The organism is Cupriavidus sp. DB3, assembly GCF_020418465.1.
GTDB lineage: Bacteria > Pseudomonadota > Gammaproteobacteria > Burkholderiales > Burkholderiaceae > Cupriavidus > Cupriavidus cauae.
Map to the genome: position 1 here is coordinate 1030918 of NZ_JAIZPL010000001.1, position 18205 is coordinate 1049122.

The window sequence follows — 18205 nt, forward strand, 5'->3', positions numbered from 1 at the left end:
ACCACTTCAGTTGAGGGCGTGCGGTTCGGCCTTGATCAGGAACAGCCGCACGACGCTCAGGTTCTCTCGGGTCTCGTTGCGGAACAGGCCGCCGACCAGCGGCAGGTCGCCCAGCAGCGGAATCTTGCGTTGGCCCTGGCGCTGCTTCTCCTCGACGAAGCCGCCCAGCAGCAGGCTCTGACCCGGCCGCAGGATGGCCTGCGTGGCGATGCCGGAGTTGCGCACCTGGGGCAGCTGCTCGATGTTGTTGGCCGGCGGCTCCTGCCGTCCGTCCTGGATGTCGAGCGTCAGCATTACCTCCTGCTCCCCGTGCATGTCGATCAGACGCGGGGTCACGCGCAGCAGCGAGCCGGCCGCGACCGAGGCCAGCTCGGCGACCTTGTTGCCCTGCAGCTTGGTGTAGAAGGTGATGTTGCGGTCGAGCACCGCCTGCACGTTGTTCAGCGTCACCACCGACGGGCGCGACAGCACCTTGGCCCTGGAGTTCTGCTCCAGCGCGTTGATGCGGACGAAGAAGTCGGCGGTGTTGCTCAGCACCGTCGAGAAGGTGCCGTCCGTGGCCGCGGCATTGCCGGCGTTGAAGCTGATGCGCGACTTGCCCAGGCCGACGCTGCCGCCGATATCGAGGCCAAGCTCGCGCATGTCGGCGGCGTCCACGTCGATGATCGCCACCGAGATCTCGATCTGCCGCGGCCGCTGGTCCAGCTGCTTGATCAGCTCCGCGTACAGCGGGATGTTCGCCGCGCGGTCGCGCACGATCACGGCGTTGTTGCGGGCGTCCGCCGAGAACGTCGGCTGCGTGCCGGAGACCGGTACCACCTGCCCGCTTTCCGTCGGCGCCGGAATCGCACGGCTGCGCACCATTTCCCGCAGCTCGGTGACCACGCCGGGAATCACGACCTGCTGGTCGCGGTAGGTGTAGGCGCCATCGACCGCCGAGGCATAGCGCAGCGGGAAGACCTGCACGACCTCCTTGTTCTGGGTCTGGTTCAACGTCTTCTCGTCGAGATCCTTGGCCAGCTTGCCGATCCTCTGCACGCAGACCGGGACGCCGAATACCTCGACCGCATTGAAATTGCTGACCGGCCGCACCGAGCAGGTACCACCCTTGAACACGCCGGCCTCGCGCAGGTACTGCGCCAGCTCGCCGGCATCGAGATAGGACGGCGTCAGGACTTCGGTCCTGACCTCGCCGGCCTTGTAGGCGTACAGCACGCGGCCGTCGAAATACCAGGCGAGGTTGTACAGCTGCGCCAGCTGGTCGAGCAGGCGTTCCGGCTGGCGGCCCTCCAGCGTGCCGACGAAGGTGTCGTTGACGTCCGGGCTGACGATCACCGGCACGCCATAGTTGGCGCCCAGGTCGCGCAGCAGCGCGGCGACCTTCATGCCGCGCGAAGACACGGAGAACTCCGGGCCCGACAGGCCCAGCGGGCCCGATGCCGCCCGCGCCTCGACGGCGAATACCAGCGCCGCGGCGAGAAACGTCAGCTTGCCCAGCTGCAATGCATTCATATCAGTCTTCCAATATCCGAACCCGGTCCGGTCGCGGCAGCGCGCGCGCTTTCCGTCAGCCGCCGGACCAGCGCCAGTTGCAGCGCAAGCCGTTCTTCCAGTTGCTTCGCTTCGATATCGTGGTCGTAGCGGTGCCACAGCAGCCACGCCTTGCCATCGCTGGCCAGCGCGTCATCGGCCGCGGCCGGCGTTGCGGCCAACGACAGCGTCGCGTCGTCGAGCCAGCCTTCGGGCGGCTCGGCGCCGAGCTCGAGCAGCAGGCCGATGCACAGTCCCGCCTCGAGGCACCACGCGCTGGCCGGCACACCGCCGACCTCGATCTGCGCGGTCGGTCCATTGGCGGCGATCACCGCGACGCCTGGACAATCCATCAGCTTGCGCAACCAGGCGCCGGCACCGCGCTGGCCGAAAGTGGACGGTGGGTTCATCGACTCATCATCTGGCAGGGAACGCGACGGCGTGATCCGGTCATGACCTGAAAGCCGTGCGCCGGCGCCGCGCGGCGGCGGCATGCTTGATGGCACCGTCATCAGACCGGTCCCGCGCGTACCGGCTCGGGGGCCGGCAATCGCGTCCAGGTCGACGCCTCGACGGGCGCGTCCGTCGCCATCGCCCGTACCGTGGCAGTGGTCCCGTTTGTTGCCGCGCGCGTCGGCGGCTGCGAGCTGGACGTCAACAGCGCGCCGATCCAGTTCGATACGGTCCGCAGCGTCGCATCGGCCTGCTGGCGTGCCGCGGCGTTGCTGCCGGCCCTCGCCGGACGGCCCGCCTTCGCGCTGCTGCCGTCGTCGGTGCGGCTCGCGATCGTGCCGGCGGCTTGCGCATCGGCCGTGCCGCCGTTGCCGGGGGCATTGGCGCCCGCCGTCGGGGCAGCCGGCAAGGGCATTTGCGCTGTTCCGGGCGTCAGGCCGAGGTGCGCCAGCACCTTGCTGACGTAGCCCTGCGTCTCGGCAAAGGGCGGAATGCGGCGGCCATACCTTTCGACCGCGCCCTCGCCGGCGTTGTAGGCCGCCAGCGCCAGCGTCAGGTCCTCGTCGAAGCGGTTCAGCAGCCAGCGCAGATACTGCGTGCCGGCGCTCAGATTGCTGCGCGGATCGCGCAGATCGGCCGCGCCGAAACGTCGCCCCGTCGCGGGCATTACCTGCATCAGGCCGACCGCGCCTTTCGGCGAGCGCGCCTGCGGCTGGAAATTGGATTCGACCTTGATCACCGCCCTGACAAGATGCGGCGCGACATCGTGCCGGCGCGCGACCTCTTCGATCAGATCGTCGTACGCCGATGCCAGCCGGGCGTTCGGCGGGGCGAGCGCCAGTTGCGTGTGGCGCGGGCGCGTTGCCCCCCCCGCGGCGGTCACGACTTCGCCCGCCATGCCGCCATCGCGCATCCCCTCGCGCATTCCCTCGCGCATCCCCTCGCGCATTCCCTCGCGCATCGCCTCCCGCATCCCCTCGCGCATTCCCTCGCGCATTCCCTCGCGCATCGCGTCGGGCCGGAAGGCGACGGTGCGCGCGCGCGGTGCCGTGGAAGCCGGCGATCGCGCCTCGGCCGACGCAACCGCGGGGTCGACGGTCGGCGCGATGGCATCGAGACCGAGCACGCGGGCGTTGTCCTGGCCCATGGCGCGTGCCGCATGGCGGGCCAGCGTGCTGAGCGCCAATTGTTCGACACCGGGGCGCCCGTGGCCGGCGCTTCCGTCAGCGGGGCCCCAGTGGCCGGAGCGTCCGTCATCGGCGCGTCCGTCATCAGCGCGCCCGTCAGCGGCGCCACGCGAACCAGCGGAGCCGCGAAGTTGCGCTTGCGGTATTGCGGTCGACGAAGCGGCCCGCTCGCTGTCCACGATGGCCCGGGCCTCCCGCTCTGCGGCGCTCCGCACGCCCCAGATACTGCCGGCCGCGGGGTTCACCGCTTGTGGCACGGGGGGCACCATCGCGGGTGCCGGTGCCGGTGCCGGTGCCGGGGCCGGTGCCGGTGCCGGTGCCGGGGTCGGCGCCGGGGCCAGGGCCGGGGCCGGTGCCATGGCCGGCGCTACGGGCGGTGCCACGGCCTGCGCTGCAGCCTGCGCTGCCGATGGCGCGGCGTCGTCGGCGTGTGCGGCGCCTGCCGCCAGGCCGCCGACCAGGGCGATCACCGGGACCGCCGTTATCGTCCTCATCACGAAACGCTCTCCAATGGGGGACCGTCCCTGGCACCGGCCTAGCCATCGGCCGGGCGGCGGGGATCGGGTCGTGGGTTGCGGCCGGAAGCGCCGCGGGGGTCGACGCCGCCGTCGAGGCCTGGCGTGGAGCTGTCGGTGTCGGTGCAGCTGTCGGTGTCGGTGTCGGTGTCGGTGTCGTTGTCGGTGTCGTTGTCGGTGTCGGGGTCGGTGTCGTTGTCGGGGTCGGGGTCGGGGTCGGCGTCGCCGTGGGTGTCGGTGTCGCTGTGGGTGCCCGCGTCGCTGTCGCCTTCCGTGTCCTCGCCGACGTCCAGGTCGTCGTCCGAATCGTCATTCAGCTCGTCATCCAGGTCGTCATCGCCGATGCCCTCCTCCGCCTGCCTCATCTCGTTGACCAGGCTGAGGATCTCGGCGACCGGCTCGAACAGCTCGGCGGGGATGTAGTCACCAACCTCGGTACGCGCATGGAGCCGGCGCGCGACATAGACCTGCTCGACCATCGGCACGCCCGCCTCCTCGGCGATCGCGATCATTTGCAGCGCACGCGCATCGACGCCCTTCTCGATGACCTGGGGCAGCGGCGTCTCGCCGGCCACGAAGTACAGACAGACCGCGACATGGGTCGGGTTGCGCACAACCGCGGTGGAACGCTTGACGTTGGCCGCCATGCTGCCGCTCTGGATATCGCGATGGATCTCCTTGCGCTTGTGCTTGATATGCGGGTCGCCCTCGGTGTTCTTGAATTCCTTCTGGATCTCGTCGCGGCTCATCATCAGCTGCTTGGTCAGGCTGCGCTTCTGGAACGCCAGATCCGCGATGGCGAACACCACGTAGAACAGCACCAGGATTCCCCACAGCCAGCCGATCAGCACACCGGTGACCCGCAGCCCGCACTCGGCGCCGCACAGCGGCAGGAACTGGAAGGAATAGAGGTAGCGCTTGATCAGCAAATAGAAGGCGATGCTCAGGATCGACACCTTGAGCAGCGACTTGCCGAACTCGAACAGCGAACGCAGCGAGAACAGCTGCTTCGCGTTGGTCAGCGGGTTGATGCGCTCGCCTTTCGGCTTGATGAACTTCGGCGCGAACAGCGGGCCGATCTGCGACATCACCGCGCCCACCGTCGCCAGCACGAGCACGATGGCGACCGGCGCCAGCAGATGCAGCATCAGCGTGCCGGATACCGTCGCCACCCGCCACATCGCCACACGCAACGGCTCGCCGGTGCTGGCGATCGCCACCTCGATGATGTTCTGGAAGGCGTCGACGATGTCCTCGCCGCGCACCCAGAAGTAGCCGAGCAGCACGGCGAGCTGGATGCCGGTGGCGATCTCCACGCTCTTGGCGATCTGGCCTTCCTCGCGCGCATCGCGGATCTTCTTCGGCGTCGGCTGTTCGGTCTTCTCGGTCATCGCATGGTCCCGAGCAGATTGGCCACCACGCCGCCGAACGCATCGAAACGCTGCTGGAAGGCACCCAGCGCGTAGCTCATGCCGATGGCCAGCACGAACAGCGCCAGCGCGCTCTTGATCGGCATCGCGACAAAGAACACGTTCAACTGCTGCGCCGAGCGATTGACCAGGCCGAGCGCGGCATCGATCAGCACCATCACCACCAGCGCGGGCAGCGCGAAGCCGATGCACAGCTCCATCATCAGTTGCCACTGATGGGCGATAAAGCCCGGGAAGCTCGCCGACAGATGCCAGCCGCCGAGCAGCGGCATGCTCTGATACGAGGCATAGAGCGCGGTAAGCATCGCGTTGAAGCCGCCGCCGACCAGAAACAGCACCGCGAGCACCTGCGTGAACAGCACGCCGAACACCGACGACTGCTCTTCCAGCATTGGGTTCAGCACCGAGGCCATCGAGGTGCCGCGCACGGTGTCGATCACGGTGCTGGCCATGTCGATGGCCCAGAAGGGAATGGTTGCGCAGAAGCCCATCACCAGCCCGATGGCGAACTCCTGCATCACCAGCAGGGCCAGGGCCGGCAGCGACAGTTCGGAAAACTGCGCGGCCTGCGCGAGCTGCATCGGCAGCGCGGGCAGCGCCATCACCAGCACCAGCGCATTGCGGATCAGGCCGCCGCCGAGCGCGCGTGCCGAGAACATCGGCATCAGCACCAGCATGCCAAGGGGGCGCAGCATCGTCAGTGCGAGCGTCGGAACGATATGCTGCCAGCCGTCCACCTATTTCCCCATCACGGAAATCTGCTCGAACGCCATGTTCGTATAGCCGATCAGCGTGGCGCCCATCCAGTGATAGGTCATCACCAGCGTGACGCAGACCGCGATCAGCTTCAGCAGGAACTGGATCGTCTGATCCTGGACCTGCGTCAGTGCCTGCACCAGGCTGACCAGCACACCGACCACCGACGCGACGACGACGACGGGCAGCGACAGGATCAGCACCAGCCACAGCAGGTTGGACGCCAGCTGCGCAATGATTTCGTTGCTCATAGGTAGGACTGGATCAACTGGCCGAGCAACTTCTCCCAACCGCCGATCATCACGAACACCAGCAGCTTGATCGGCAGCGAGATCGTCACGGGAGACACCATCATCATCCCCATCGCCAGCAGTACATTGGAGACGATCAGGTCGATGGCGACGAAGGGCAGGTAAAGCAGCAGGCCGATCTTGAAGGCCTCCACCAGCTCGCTGACGGTGAAGGCCGGGATCAGCACCACCAGCGAATCGTCCGGAATGCGATTGCGGTAGGGCTCCGGCCACATCTTCTCGCCGATGTCCATGAAGAAGCGGACCTGCTGCGGACTCGCCTTGCCCTTGATGAACTCGCGGTAAGGCTCGAGCACCCGGGTTTCGACCTGGCCGAACAGATCCGGCGCCTCCATCCTGACCGGATTGGCCTTCAGGTTGTCGCTGATCGCCATGCCCACCGGCGCCATGATGAACAGCGTCAGCACCAGCGAGAGCCCGTAGATCGCCATGTTCGGCGGAATCTGCTGGATGCCGAGCGCATTGCGCAGCGTGGACAGCACGATCGAAATTTTCAGGAAGGCCGTGCCCATCACGATGAAGAGCGGCAGCAACGACAGCGCGAACAGCAGCAGGATCAGCTGCAGAGGATGATCGGCAAGCGACATGATCTGGTCCGTGGGTGAGCGATCATTCTCGGCATGGCCGGTGAACGCCGGCATCGGGCCCATGCCTGAAATCGCCGGCCTTCACTCGATCCGCATCACCAGCTTGTCGCCCACGCGCAGCAGCGTGCCGTGGGCGATCGCCTGCCCCGAGACCGTCAGCGTGACCCGGCCGTGGCCGGCATGGGCCAGCTCCAGCATCTGCCCCGTCTGCAACTCGCGCAGCGTATCGAGGGACAGCGACAGCCGCCCCACTTCGGCCACCGCGGTCAGCACGATGTTGTCGTCGTCCAGCGGGCTGCCGCGCAGCGTGACGTCCGTCTCTTGTTCCATGCCGGTTTCCTCATTGCATGCGTATTCGATATGCCAGGCGCCGTGCGCAAAGCACGCCAGCGCCAGCGGGCGTTCGGCGACCAGCCAGGCGTGGCCGTGCTCGATCGCCGCGGGGCGCTCGAGCACGACGCCGTCGCCGGGCATCAGCCGGGCGAGTTGCGCGCGGCTCAGGCGTGCCCATCCGGCCGCGAGCGCGACCGGGATCGGCGGGATCACCAGCGGCGGCCGGCGGTCTTCCATCGTTTGTGCCAGTGCGGCGATCCACGATTCGGGCCAGTCCAGCAGGCGCAGGTCGAGCTCGGCATCGGCGCGGCACAGCGTCAGCGTGGGCGCGATCGCACGCACGCAGCTGCCAGGCTCGGCGGCGCAGAAGTGCGGCGCGCCCAGACCGGCCTGGCGGGCATGGTGCTGCAGCGGCGACAGCGTCCACTGGCCCAGCAGGCCGAGCAGATCGGGCGGGATCTGGTGGAAGCGCTGTACCGCCAGCCGCGGCGCCAGCCATTCGCACCAGGCGTCGGCGTCGGCCCAGGCGCGGACACGCTGCCCGTCGATCGACATCGACATCACCACGCCGTCGCCGCCGCAGGGCTTCAGGTCGAGCACGATCGCGCCGGCTTCGGCTTGCGCTTCGGTATCGCTGGTGTCGCTGGTGTCGCCCATGCCGCCGATGCCGTGGCCCCAGCCGTCGCGGTCTGCTGCGTGAACGTCGGTGTGAGCGCCGGCGTGGGCGTCGGCGTGGACGTCGGCGTGGACGTCGGGAAGCGGATCGCCGCCGAACGCATCGAGCCGCCGGATCGGATCCACCAGCGGATCCACCAGCGGATCCATCAGCGGGTCCATCGGCGGATCGGCAGTGCCGAGACGATCCAGCGCCTGCAACGCGTCCAGTCCCTCGCCGCGGGCGCTGCCGCCCGCGCCAATACGCCGCCCACCGGCTGCGGCACTGGAGCGGCCAGGGCCGATTGCCCGCGCCAGTTCCAGCTCCTGATCGCTCCATTCATCGAGTAGCATCGGCTACCTCCAATCGAATCACTTCACCGGTCTGCCTGGCCACCTCGTCGCTCAACGACGACTTCGCTTCGACCAGGCGCTTGTGCTGCTGCCGGTTCAGCGGCCGCAGCGTGACGACGACCTGCCCCGCATGCAGCGACGCCTGCAGCTCCATGCCGGCCCATGCCCCCTGCGTGAAGCGGACATGCATCGCATTGCCGTTCAGGCGCGTCTGCGTACCCGCCGCAAAGCGGTCGGCTTCGACGTCGCCGGGCGCGGTGGCCTCGGCGCGGCCGGCGTCCTGGCCACCGCAGGCGACCGCTGCAGCCGTAGCCGCCGACTCTGGACGCGCGCCGCCGCGCATCGACCACCATGCCGGCGGCAGGAACGCTGGCGTCCCAGTGGGCTCCGCTTCCTCGGCGCTCCGCTCCCGGGCTCGCCTGCGCTTGCGCATCGCCGCATCGAACTGCGCCGACTGCTCCGGCTCCACCTTGCGGCGCTCGTCGCGATCGCGGCCGCCCTTGGGCGGGACGCCGCCGACGGGAGACACACTCATCGCTGCTCCTCCATCAGCGCAGCCAGCTTCTCCTGGCCGCGCAGGTTCTCCTTCAGTGCCCGCGCGGTCTGCGCCGCCTGGGCCCGGCAATCGGCGATCTGCTCGGCGAGCTTGCGCAGGGCGGCCTGCAGCTGCTGTTCGCGCTGATAGAACTCGGCGAACTGGCGCTTGACCTTGTGGAAGTCCCGCGGGTCGACCGCCTGCTCCGTCTGGTTGGCGGCACGCCACTGGGCGCGCAGATCGGCCTGCTCGGCCTTGTGCGTGTCGGACTGCTGCCGGCACTCGCGCATGTCCGCCTCGATGCGACGGGCGCGATGGCGCAGCACGCCTTCCCGGCAAGTCTTGATGGTGCGCAACTGATCGAGCATCTGCGCGGTGGTGAGCCTGGCCATCACCCCTCCATGACCTGTCGCAGCTGGCGCAGCGTGCCCTGGTAATCGGCGCGTTCGCCGGTGCCCTGGCACAGGAATGCCTCCAGCCCGGCGCGGCGGTCCAACGCATCGTCGGCCTCGGCGTCGTGACCGCGTTCGTATTCGCCGACGCGCACCAGCAGTTCGATTTCCTTGTACTGGGCCAGCAGCCGGCGCGCCTTTCCGGCCCACTGCCGATGTTGCTCGCTGGTGACCTGGTGCATCACGCGACTGATGCTGGCCGGGATATCGATGGCGGGATAGTGGTTCTTTTCCGCCAGCTCGCGGGACAGCACGATATGGCCGTCGAGGATCGAGCGGACCTCGTCGGCGATCGGCTCGGTCATGTCGTCGCCCTCGACCAGCACGGTGTAGATGCCGGTGATGCTGCCGCTGGCGGCGCAGCCCGCCCGCTCCAGCAGGCGCGGCAGGCGCGCGAACACACTGGGCGGGAAGCTGCCGGCGGCCGGCAGTTCGCCGGCGGCCAGCCCGATCTCGCGGCCGGCGCGCGCGAAGCGCGTCAGCGAATCGACCATCAGCAGCACGTTCAAGCCCTGATCGCGGAAGTACTCGGCGATGGTGGTCGCGGTGTAGACCGCCTTCAGGCGTTCGAGCGCCGGCCGGTCCGAGGTGGAGACCACCACCACCGAGCGCTCGCGCGCCTCGGCCGTCAAGGTCTGATCGAGAAACTCGCGGACTTCGCGCCCGCGCTCGCCCACCAGCCCGAGTACCACCACGTCGGCCAGGCTGCCGTCGCAGATCATGCCGAGCAGCGTGCTCTTGCCCCCGCCCGCGGCGGCGAAGATGCCGATCCGCTGGCCGCGGCCGCAGGTCAGCATGCCGTCGATCGCGCGCACGCCAAGCGGCAGCACCTGATCGATCAGCGTGCGCGTCAGCGGATCCGGTACCGCGGCCTCCAGCGCGCGCGTTTCGCACGCCGACGGCACCGGCGGGCCGCTCATCCGGCGGCCCAGGCCGTCGACCACCGAGCCGATCAGATGCGGCCCGACCGGAATGCGATGCTCGGTGCCGAGCGGGCGCACCAGTGCGCCGCAGCTCATGCCGATCGGCTCGGAGAATGGCGACAGCAGCGCGATCTCGCGTTGCAGGCCGACCACCTCGGCCTGCATATCCGCGCCGATCAGGCAGAGTTCGGCCAGCGCGGCGTCGGGCAGGCTGGCCTTGATCAGCGTGGGTCCGATTTCGACCACCCGGCCGAAGCGCTCCACGCCATCGTCCAGCGCGGGCAGCGTCAGGCGGCCCGCCACCTCGGAGACGATCGCGTCGACGTCAGGCATACGCATCGTCGTACTCCCCGATCATGTCGATATTGCCGAGCACGTGCAGTTGCACGTCGTCGCCCAGCTCCTGGTACGACAACACCGGCACGCTGAACAACTCGCGCTCGAGGAACTTGCGCAGGAAGCGGCGCACGTCGATGGCGGTAACGAGCGCACCCTCCATGTCCTCGCGTCCGGCGATGCCGGCCTTGATGCGCGCCACGATGGCCTCGATCTGGTCGCCCTGCAGGGTCGAGTAGGCGCCGGCGGCGGTCTGCCGCACCGAGTCGCGAATCATGTTCTCGATGCCGTCGCCGATCAGCCAGACGTTGATCCGCCCTTCGCCGCGCGTATGCCTTCCGACGATCTGGCGGCGCAGCGCGACGCGGACGTATTCGGTCAGCATCACGGTCTCCTTCTCCTTCGGCGACCACTCGATCAAGGCCTCGAAGATGGTGCGCAGGTCGCGGATCGAGATGCCTTCGGCCACCAGCCGCTGCAATACCTCCGAGACCTTGCTGATCGGCAGCTGGCGCTGCAGCTCCTTGACCAGCTCGCCGTAGCGCGCCTCCATCGCGTCCATCAGGTAGCGGGTTTCCTGCACGCCGATGAATTCGTCGGCGAAGCGGTCCACGGTCAGCGCGGTGGCGTACGACACCGCCTGCGATCCGGCGAGCAGCGACAGGCCCGACTGCGCCAGCGAGCCCTGGTGCTCGGGCGCGATCCATTGCAGGGTCAGCCCGCCGAACGGCAGGTTGTCGACGCGCTCGGCGATCGGCATGGCGCCGGTCTGCCGCGCCAGCAGCAACCGCCCTGCCGGCATGGCGACCTTCAGCACCGGCTCGCTGTACAGCAGCACGCTGAAGCTGCCGGCCGGCAACCCGGCCTCGGCGACCAGCTCGATCCTCGGCAGCGCGATGCCGAGCCGCTCGAACTTGTGCCAGCGCAGCGCCTCCAGCGCCTCGGCGAGGCCCGGCAGCGCCGCCACATCCTTGGCCATCTTCAGCGACAGCGGCTCGGCGCCCGGCGTCATGCGCGTCTCGCCATCGCCGTCGGTGACCGCACCGCCCTGATCCGCCGTATTGGCAGCGACCGATCTGGCGCGGCGGCGCGCATAGAACGCGACCAGTCCCAGCAGCACGCCCAGCGGCATGAAGATCAACGCGGGAAAGCCCGGCACCAGCGCGAACAGCAGCAGCACGCCGGCGGCGATCATCAGCGCGTTCGGCTGGCGCGAGAACTGGTTGACCAAGTCCTGCGCCAGGTTCTCGCGCTTCTCGCCGGGCACGCGCGTCACCACGATGCCGGCGGCGATCGAGATGATCAACGCCGGGATCTGGGCGATCAGGCCGTCGCCGATCGACAACACCGAGTAGACCTCGAGCGCCTTGCCGACGCCCATATCGTGCTGCATCGTGCCGACCGCGATGCCGCCGACGATGTTGACCAGGATCACGATGATGCCGGCGATCGCATCGCCCTTGACGAACTTCATCGAGCCGTCCATCGCGCCATACAGCTGGCTCTCCTTCTGCACCAGCTGGCGCTGGCGCTTGGCCTCGTTGGCGTCGATCGTGCCGGCGCGCAGGTCGCCGTCGATGCTCATCTGCTTGCCGGGCATCGCGTCGAGAGAGAAGCGCGCACCGACTTCCGCCACGCGCTCCGCGCCCTTGGTGATCACGATGAACTGCACCACCGTGATGATCGAGAACACGATGATGCCGACCGCCAGATTGCCGCCGACGACGAAATTGCCGAAGGCGGTCACGATTTCACCGGCGTCGTGCTGCAGCAGGATCAGGCGGCTGGTGCTGACCGTCAGCGCGAGGCGGAACAGCGTCGTGATCAGCAGCAGCGACGGCAATGCGGACAGATCGAGCGGATCGCGCACATAGATCGCCGTCATCAGCAGCAGCAGCGCGAGGCCCAGGTTGATGGCGATCAGCAGGTCGACCAGGATGGTCGGCAGCGGCAGGATCATCATGAACACCGCCACCATCAGCATGACGGCCAGCACGACGTCCTGCCGGCCGCCGACGGTGGCGAGCCAGGTACTGAGGCGCTTGATCATGGCCGTGCCCCGCGCTGTGCGCTGCGCCGTGTCCCGCGCCGTGCCCGTACGGCGCGACCGAATAAGTCTCCCAGCGCGGCGGGGGTCCGGCAGCCGACGCCGAAGGCTACCGCGCCGAGCACCAGCGCCAGTGCCAACGCGACGATCGCGGTGCTCCAGAGCAGCGCCAGCGGCAACAACAACGCCGCAAGGACGAACCTCATGCTTCCTCCTTCGTGCAGGCTTCCAGCAACCTGCGTTGTGCCCGGACCGTCCGGTACCACAGTTCCGCGCCGCTGCCGGCGGGCATCGCGCCCGATACGAACAGGCAGTCGTCGACCCGGAACACCCGCAGCGGCACACCGGCCATGCACGCGGGCGACCAGCGCGTCAGCAGCGAGCGCAGCGCCGTGTCGGCCACGTAGGGATCGACCGGCCGCATGGTGGACAGCAGCACGCGGCGGTCGCGCACTTCCATGAACACCTGGATCTCGCCGTCGCGTATCTCGACGCGGGGCTCGATCGTGATCGGCTTGACATCCATCAGCCGAAACAGCTTTTCCAGATTGCGCAGCGTTCCAATATCCATCGGTGATCCAGGCACGACCCCGGCGGCGCGAGCCACCGGACGCGCTTGCTGTCCTCATTGCGTGCTATGTCGCCATCGTGCGCGGCAGTCGCGGCACGCGGCATCGGGCGGATACCTGAAGGGGCGTCAGCCCGTGGCGTCGCCCTCGGCAGGGTCCGCGTTCTCGGCACGGTCGTTGAACTCGGCCAGCGCGGCCAGCACCTGCTGCCGGTGGTCGTCGTCGCGAAAACACGGCTCCGGCAACAGCTTGGCCAGCCGGGTCAGGTCCCGGACCAGCTTGTAGCCGCGCTCGCGGCCCGGCTGCATGCCGTCGACTTCGCCGCGAATCCAGTCGTGGTAAAGCCAAGGCTGGTCGACCATGCGGATCAGCAGGCGCAAGACCGTATCGGGCTCGATCGGCGGGTCGCCCAGTCCTCGCGCGATCCGGCCGCACTGCTCCTCGCATCCGAGGAAGATCAGCAGACGTTTCAGGTCGCGAACCACCGCGGCGAGCTTGATGCCCTCGGCGGCGTCGTCCTCGATGCCGCTCAGTTCGGCCCCGAGCGCACGGATCAGTACCTTGACCTTGCGCCGACGCTCTCCGATGCCGGCCAGCTGGTCCAGGAACGCCGCGATGCCCTGCTGCACGGCGTCCGCGCGCTGATACAGCGACTTCAGTTGCGACATCAGTTCCGGGGTCATCGCACCAAACTCGAGCCAGCCAAGCATGGCGAGCTCCCAGTCCCCGCTGGCGCCGAGCCGCCGCTCCAGCGCCTGCTCCAGACGGGTGCGCTTGCGCCCGGGACGGTGCTGCTCGGCCATCGCGGCGAGCAGCAAGGCCATCGCCGCCGGATGCAATTCGCTGCGTTCGATCGCGGCCAACAGGCTGTCGACGTCGTCGATGTCGCCGAACTGCTGCAGCAACTGTTCGATGCGGGGATCCTTGTTGGCTAGCAGCGACTTGGCCAGCTTGCCGACGAAGGCACGAGCCAGCAGGGCATCGTTGCGGCGATCGCCCCGCAGCAGTGCGTGCAGCTTGGAGGAGTGCACGTTGGTGAGGCCGGCTTCCTGCAGGCGGCGCGACGCGCTCAAGGCGCGCGCCGCGAGGTCCATCGCCGAGCGGGCGGGACTGAGCTGCTGAGGCCCGCGGCTCGGTATGCCGCTGCCCTGGCCCGGCAGGATCGCCGGCGCCGGACCGGTCGGAATGACGGCCTTGGGGCCTTGTACCTTCGGGCTCATGCTGGCCATCCTGCAGCGTCGGTATCGGGCAGACCAGGATTGCGCCGCGGCGGCGAAAGCCGACCTCTCGCGATGTCGTCCAGATCGGCAATCAGACCGTCCAGATGGTTCGCCAGAGCATCCGGGTCCTGGTCGCGGCGGCTGCGGGGGCTGGCTTCGACTGGATCCGGGTTTTGTTCGCGGCGGCTGCGCTGGCTGCCTCCCATCGCACCCGGGTCCTGTTCGTGCTGTTCACGGCGGGTGCCTTCCAGCGCGTCCGGCTTGGCCTCCGACAGGCTCGCCTCGCTTGGCTCGGCGCCAATGGCGGCCAGCAGCACAGCGAGATGACGGTCAAGATCGATGCGAAGGTGCACGTAGGGGCTGTCGATCAGCGCCTGGCCGGAAGCCAGCGCCGGCTCGGCGCTGATGGAGAATCCCGGCTCCGCCGGCAGTCGCGCCGCCACCGCCGCGACGTCGTCAGGGCACAGCCGCAAGGTGAACGCGCCGTGCGAGGACACCTCGCGCCAACGAGCGGCCACGCGCTGCGCGATCAACGCCGCGCGGTCGGCCTCGCCGGCGAAGGAGGTGACCGCGTCGGCGATCACGGTCCGGCAGCGCCATTCCAGCCGCTCGGCAATGGCCGCCTCGAGCTCGCCCTCCCGCACCAGCCAGTGCAGCACGTCCGCGCAGATCGCGTCGTGGGCCGCCCGCGCCGCTGCCTCGGCGCGCTGCTCGCCTTCGGCACGTGCCTCGGCGAGGACCTGCGCCGCTTCAAGCCGGGCCTGGGCGCGGCAGCGCCTGCTGGCGAGCAGCACGGCCGCCGCACGCGAGCGATTGCGGCGAAGCACGGCGGCCGCATCGATGTATTCGTCCAGCGTTGCCGCCGGCACGACGCCGCCCACGGGCAGTTCACCGCGGACAGCGGTGATCGTCAGTCCAAAGGGATTCATAGCAGGCGTTCCAGGCGAAACAGCATCGGCAATGCAAGACCCGGCGGCGGTGTCACCAGTAGTCCGCCCGGAGGCGGCAGGCAGATCGACAGCGCCTGCCAGACGGTGCTGCCGGGCAGCGTCTGCTCCAGCCAAAGTCTGCCGAGTTCCCGCAGCCATTCGACGATCTGTTCGGGCGGGCGGCTCAAGGACGGGCGCTTGCCGTCCGGCACCAGCGCGGCGAGCTGGTCGCAACCGTCGTCACCCAGTACCGCCAGCAATTGCCGCCGATAGTCGCCGAGCAGCAGCAGTTCAGGGGCGCGCGCGGCCACCGCTCCCAGCGCGACGAGCAGCACCGGCAGCCTCGGCTCGAGGGACAGCAAGCGGCGTTGCTCGTCCGACAGCGCGGCAGGCAGCGGCATGGCCGGAAATCCGCGGCGCTGCACGATCAGCGCGTCGAGCGCGCGGCGGCTGCCGGGATGGCGGCGATAGTCGTCTCGCCACGCGTCGAGCCCGAGATAGCCCCACCACCCGCGGTGCATCACCTCGCCCGGTCGCCACGCGAGCGCGTGCAAGCGCTGCACCGCCGGGCACAGGCCCTGTTGCGCGCGTGCGCCAGCCTTGGCGGCATCAGACATCGACGCTCCCCTTGCGCCGGGCGATCCAGAGCGACAGTCCCGCCATCGCGCAAAGCGCCAGCACGCCACCGGCCACTGCGGCCGCCGCCTGCGCCGGCTGCGCCTGCAACCACTGCCGCCAACGCGACGGCGGCGCCTCGGCTGCCGGTGCCTGATAGCGATAGTCTGCGGCCTGCATCACCACGCTGATCTGGTCCGACGCGATATCGGGAACGCCATCGCGGATCAGGCTGCGGATCTGCACCTCGTAGTTGGCGAGATTGAACTGCGGCGAATACTTGATGAACACCGCCGCCGACGGTGCGCCCGTCGGCTTGCCGTTCTCATCGACCTTCTGCGCGATCGACACCTTGGCGCCGATGACCCCGTCCATCGCCGAGATCATGCTTTCGAGCTGCTGCTCCTTGAGCAGCTGCATCTTGGCGCGCTCCTGCGTGGGTGATGTCACCAGCTGGTTCGACGGAAACAGGTCTTCCATGCCGAGCCGCTTGTGATGGGGGAAGCCGTTCTGCCGCAGGACCTCCACGGCATTGATGAACTCGCCCTTGTCGACGCGCAGCGTCACCGTGCCGCCCTTCTCCACCACCTTTTCCGCGGGGATATGGCGCAGCATCAGCAGGGCCAGCATCTGGTTCGCCTCGGCCTCGGCGACATTCGAGTACAGCGTCATCTTGCAGCCCGCCATGGTGGCGGCGGCGAGCATGGCCAGGGCGATCGTGCGGAAGCGCTTCATTGCATCGTCGTCAGCTTGTTGATCGATTGCGACAGCGTCCCGGCGATCTTCGCGATCAGGTCGACGCCGTTGCGCATCTCCAGCAGCGCCTGCTGTGTCCGTGTCATGGTGGCCGGATCCAGCGCGGCGTTCGCACCGACGGTCTGCACACGTGCGGAAACCGCGGCCTCCGCCTTGCGCAGAACGTCGGTGGCAATGGCCTCCGGTTTGGGTACGCGGGCGGACATCGCATCCATGAACGCCTGGATGTCGGCTGCCGCAGGCTCCTTGCCCGTGGCGGTGGCCGGCATCTGGCCGGCGACGGTGGTGGGGTCGATAGTCATGATGAAAGTCTTCGATAACTCAGTGGCGCGTCCGGGCCGACGGGGATATCACGCGCGGCGCCGTGGCGGCATCGCGCCTGGCGGCGATCAGCATCGCCAGCAGCAACGCCGGGGAATCGTTGCGCTCGCCCAGGCAGGCACGCGCCTCGACGAGCCGGCCGCTCTGCATGTACAGGTGCGCGCGGCAAATGGCTCGGTCCTGCTCGTCGTCGACCAACAGGTCGAGCGTGTCCAGAAAGACCTCGATCTCCCCGCGCAGGCGCTGATTGGCTGCAGCGAACGCCAGTTCGACCAGCAGGCGCCTGACCTCTCGCGACAAGGGCTGCATGGCTAGATCTTCTGGATGATGCCGGCGATGGTGTCGTGCATCGCCTTGATGATCGAGCTTTGCAGCGCGGTCATGTTGGTAAAGGCGGCCGTCATCTTCTGAGCCTGAATGAAGTCGATGGTCTCGCCCGTGGTCACCGCGCGCTGCAGGGCCTCCGCCATGCTGAAGCTGGCGGAAGAGATCGGCCCGTCCATGCCATCGATCAATGCGTTCAGATTCATGTCGTTCTACTCCTCGTTCGCTGCGTCGTTGATACTCTGGTGGTGCTGCCTGAGCAGCCGGGGACTGGCCTCGTAGCGGCGGCGGAAGCTGACGCTGAAATGCGCGTGGCTGTTGAAGCCGCACTCCTGCGCAATATCGGTGACCTTCATCGAGGTGAGCAGCAGCAGTTCGCGTGCCCGCTGCAGCCGGCGCTCCAGCAGCCAGTTCTTGGCCGACACGCCGAACTTCTCGTAGAACATCACGTTCAGCTTGCGCACCGGGATGCCGAGCGCCTTGGCGTACTGCGTGACCGGCCACGCGCTCATGCTGTTCTCCTCGATGAACTCGAAGAAGTCGCGGCTGCTGTCGATCAGGTGGTGCAGCAGCCTGGAGAAGTACTCCGGCTCGGTTCCCATGCAGTAGACATAGGCGAAGCGGAGCATCGCGCGCGGCTCGGCGGAACCGAGATGCCGAATCACGTTGATCGTTTCCTCCGGCACCGTGATCCGCTTGACGGGTTCGCGCCAGAATTGCGTGCCCCGTCGGTAGCGGCTCGCGAGCTCATGCAGTTCGCGGTAGATATCCTGGAAGTCCCCCGAATGGAAGACATAGGTATCGATGCCGTCGCGTGCCGGAATCGCCGTCGCATTGCCGTTGGTAAAGACCAGGCTGCATGCCGGCACTTCGTGCGTCTCGCCGTTGCACTCGATCCGGCCGGACCGGCTGAAGATCATTAGCTTGACTGCCCCCATTCTTTCCCTCGAACACTCGTGCTCAGTGGCTGCATCATTCCATCGCCGGACCCGGCTACCGATCCGGTGATGACCTGAAAGACGTCGCTGTCCGGCGTCGTGAGCGATCGGTTCGATGCGTTCGATTCGA

At 68.2% G+C, this 18205-nt stretch carries 22 protein-coding genes; all 22 read right to left on the reverse strand.

Features of this window, described 5'->3' with window-relative positions; translation table 11 throughout:
• Positions 1 to 6 precede the first annotated feature (6 nt).
• A complete protein-coding gene (locus K7G19_RS04500) occupies positions 7 to 1512 on the reverse strand; it encodes an EscC/YscC/HrcC family type III secretion system outer membrane ring protein (RefSeq protein WP_150083758.1) in 1506 nt (501 codons plus the stop codon).
• Positions 1509 to 1940 carry a hypothetical protein gene (locus K7G19_RS04505; RefSeq protein ID WP_149316174.1) on the reverse strand — a complete coding sequence of 144 codons (432 nt, stop codon included), beginning with the start codon at positions 1938 to 1940 and terminating at the stop codon, positions 1509 to 1511. The genes K7G19_RS04500 and K7G19_RS04505 overlap by 4 nt, the downstream gene beginning before the upstream one ends.
• Positions 1941 to 2041: 101 nt before the next feature.
• Positions 2042 to 3169, reverse strand: coding sequence for a transglycosylase SLT domain-containing protein (locus K7G19_RS25040; RefSeq protein ID WP_370639477.1), 1128 nt, complete (start codon positions 3167 to 3169; stop codon positions 2042 to 2044).
• 536 nt (positions 3170 to 3705) lie between these two features.
• Positions 3706 to 5076, reverse strand: a complete 1371-nt coding sequence (locus K7G19_RS04515; RefSeq protein ID WP_226106017.1) for an EscU/YscU/HrcU family type III secretion system export apparatus switch protein — start codon at positions 5074 to 5076, stop codon at positions 3706 to 3708.
• Positions 5073 to 5852: a type III secretion system export apparatus subunit SctT gene (sctT, locus tag K7G19_RS04520; protein ID WP_226106018.1), complete on the reverse strand. Its 780-nt coding sequence runs from the start codon at positions 5850 to 5852 to the stop codon at positions 5073 to 5075. Before sctT ends, K7G19_RS04515 begins: the two co-directional genes overlap by 4 nt.
• Positions 5853 to 6122 carry a type III secretion system export apparatus subunit SctS gene (gene sctS / locus K7G19_RS04525; protein WP_149316177.1) on the reverse strand — a complete coding sequence of 90 codons (270 nt, stop codon included), beginning with the start codon at positions 6120 to 6122 and terminating at the stop codon, positions 5853 to 5855.
• Complete coding sequence (gene sctR / locus K7G19_RS04530; protein WP_150083754.1) at positions 6119 to 6769, reverse strand: type III secretion system export apparatus subunit SctR; 651 nt, start codon at positions 6767 to 6769, stop codon at positions 6119 to 6121. The genes sctS and sctR overlap by 4 nt, the downstream gene beginning before the upstream one ends.
• Positions 6770 to 6850: 81 nt before the next feature.
• Positions 6851 to 8110: a type III secretion system cytoplasmic ring protein SctQ gene (sctQ, locus tag K7G19_RS04535; protein ID WP_226106019.1), complete on the reverse strand. Its 1260-nt coding sequence runs from the start codon at positions 8108 to 8110 to the stop codon at positions 6851 to 6853.
• Complete coding sequence (locus K7G19_RS04540; protein ID WP_226106020.1) at positions 8097 to 8645, reverse strand: hypothetical protein; 549 nt, start codon at positions 8643 to 8645, stop codon at positions 8097 to 8099. Before K7G19_RS04540 ends, sctQ begins: the two co-directional genes overlap by 14 nt.
• Positions 8642 to 9037: a hypothetical protein gene (locus K7G19_RS04545; protein ID WP_226106021.1), complete on the reverse strand. Its 396-nt coding sequence runs from the start codon at positions 9035 to 9037 to the stop codon at positions 8642 to 8644. The genes K7G19_RS04540 and K7G19_RS04545 overlap by 4 nt, the downstream gene beginning before the upstream one ends.
• Positions 9037 to 10359, reverse strand: a complete 1323-nt coding sequence (locus tag K7G19_RS04550; RefSeq protein ID WP_304524165.1) for an EscN/YscN/HrcN family type III secretion system ATPase — start codon at positions 10357 to 10359, stop codon at positions 9037 to 9039. The genes K7G19_RS04545 and K7G19_RS04550 overlap by 1 nt, the downstream gene beginning before the upstream one ends.
• Entirely contained in the window at positions 10346 to 12406 is a 2061-nt protein-coding gene (locus K7G19_RS04555; RefSeq protein ID WP_226106023.1) for an EscV/YscV/HrcV family type III secretion system export apparatus protein, read from the reverse strand. The genes K7G19_RS04550 and K7G19_RS04555 overlap by 14 nt, the downstream gene beginning before the upstream one ends.
• Entirely contained in the window at positions 12403 to 12609 is a 207-nt protein-coding gene (locus K7G19_RS04560; protein ID WP_226106024.1) for a hypothetical protein, read from the reverse strand. Before K7G19_RS04560 ends, K7G19_RS04555 begins: the two co-directional genes overlap by 4 nt.
• Complete coding sequence (locus K7G19_RS04565) at positions 12606 to 12974, reverse strand: hypothetical protein (RefSeq protein WP_149316183.1); 369 nt, start codon at positions 12972 to 12974, stop codon at positions 12606 to 12608. The genes K7G19_RS04560 and K7G19_RS04565 overlap by 4 nt, the downstream gene beginning before the upstream one ends.
• 126 nt (positions 12975 to 13100) lie before the next feature.
• Positions 13101 to 14192 carry a TyeA family type III secretion system gatekeeper subunit gene (locus K7G19_RS04570; protein ID WP_226106026.1) on the reverse strand — a complete coding sequence of 364 codons (1092 nt, stop codon included), beginning with the start codon at positions 14190 to 14192 and terminating at the stop codon, positions 13101 to 13103.
• Positions 14189 to 15121 carry a hypothetical protein gene (locus K7G19_RS04575; protein ID WP_226106028.1) on the reverse strand — a complete coding sequence of 311 codons (933 nt, stop codon included), beginning with the start codon at positions 15119 to 15121 and terminating at the stop codon, positions 14189 to 14191. The genes K7G19_RS04570 and K7G19_RS04575 overlap by 4 nt, the downstream gene beginning before the upstream one ends.
• Positions 15118 to 15738, reverse strand: coding sequence for a type III secretion system domain-containing protein (locus K7G19_RS04580; RefSeq protein ID WP_149316186.1), 621 nt, complete (start codon positions 15736 to 15738; stop codon positions 15118 to 15120). Before K7G19_RS04580 ends, K7G19_RS04575 begins: the two co-directional genes overlap by 4 nt.
• Positions 15731 to 16471, reverse strand: a complete 741-nt coding sequence (sctJ, locus tag K7G19_RS04585) for a type III secretion system inner membrane ring lipoprotein SctJ (protein ID WP_149316187.1) — start codon at positions 16469 to 16471, stop codon at positions 15731 to 15733. Before sctJ ends, K7G19_RS04580 begins: the two co-directional genes overlap by 8 nt.
• Complete coding sequence (gene sctI, locus K7G19_RS04590) at positions 16468 to 16794, reverse strand: type III secretion system inner rod subunit SctI (protein ID WP_149316188.1); 327 nt, start codon at positions 16792 to 16794, stop codon at positions 16468 to 16470. The genes sctJ and sctI overlap by 4 nt, the downstream gene beginning before the upstream one ends.
• A 19-nt stretch (positions 16795 to 16813) precedes the next feature.
• A complete protein-coding gene (locus tag K7G19_RS04595; protein WP_150083747.1) occupies positions 16814 to 17122 on the reverse strand; it encodes a DUF1039 domain-containing protein in 309 nt (102 codons plus the stop codon).
• A gap of 2 nt (positions 17123 to 17124) precedes the next feature.
• Positions 17125 to 17343, reverse strand: a complete 219-nt coding sequence (locus K7G19_RS04600; protein ID WP_149316190.1) for an EscF/YscF/HrpA family type III secretion system needle major subunit — start codon at positions 17341 to 17343, stop codon at positions 17125 to 17127.
• A gap of 6 nt (positions 17344 to 17349) precedes the next feature.
• The gene (locus K7G19_RS04605; RefSeq protein WP_190286376.1) at positions 17350 to 18057 is read right to left on the reverse strand and encodes a helix-turn-helix transcriptional regulator; all 708 of its coding nucleotides are present in this window, start codon (positions 18055 to 18057) and stop codon (positions 17350 to 17352) included.
• Positions 18058 to 18205: the final 148 nt, after the last annotated feature.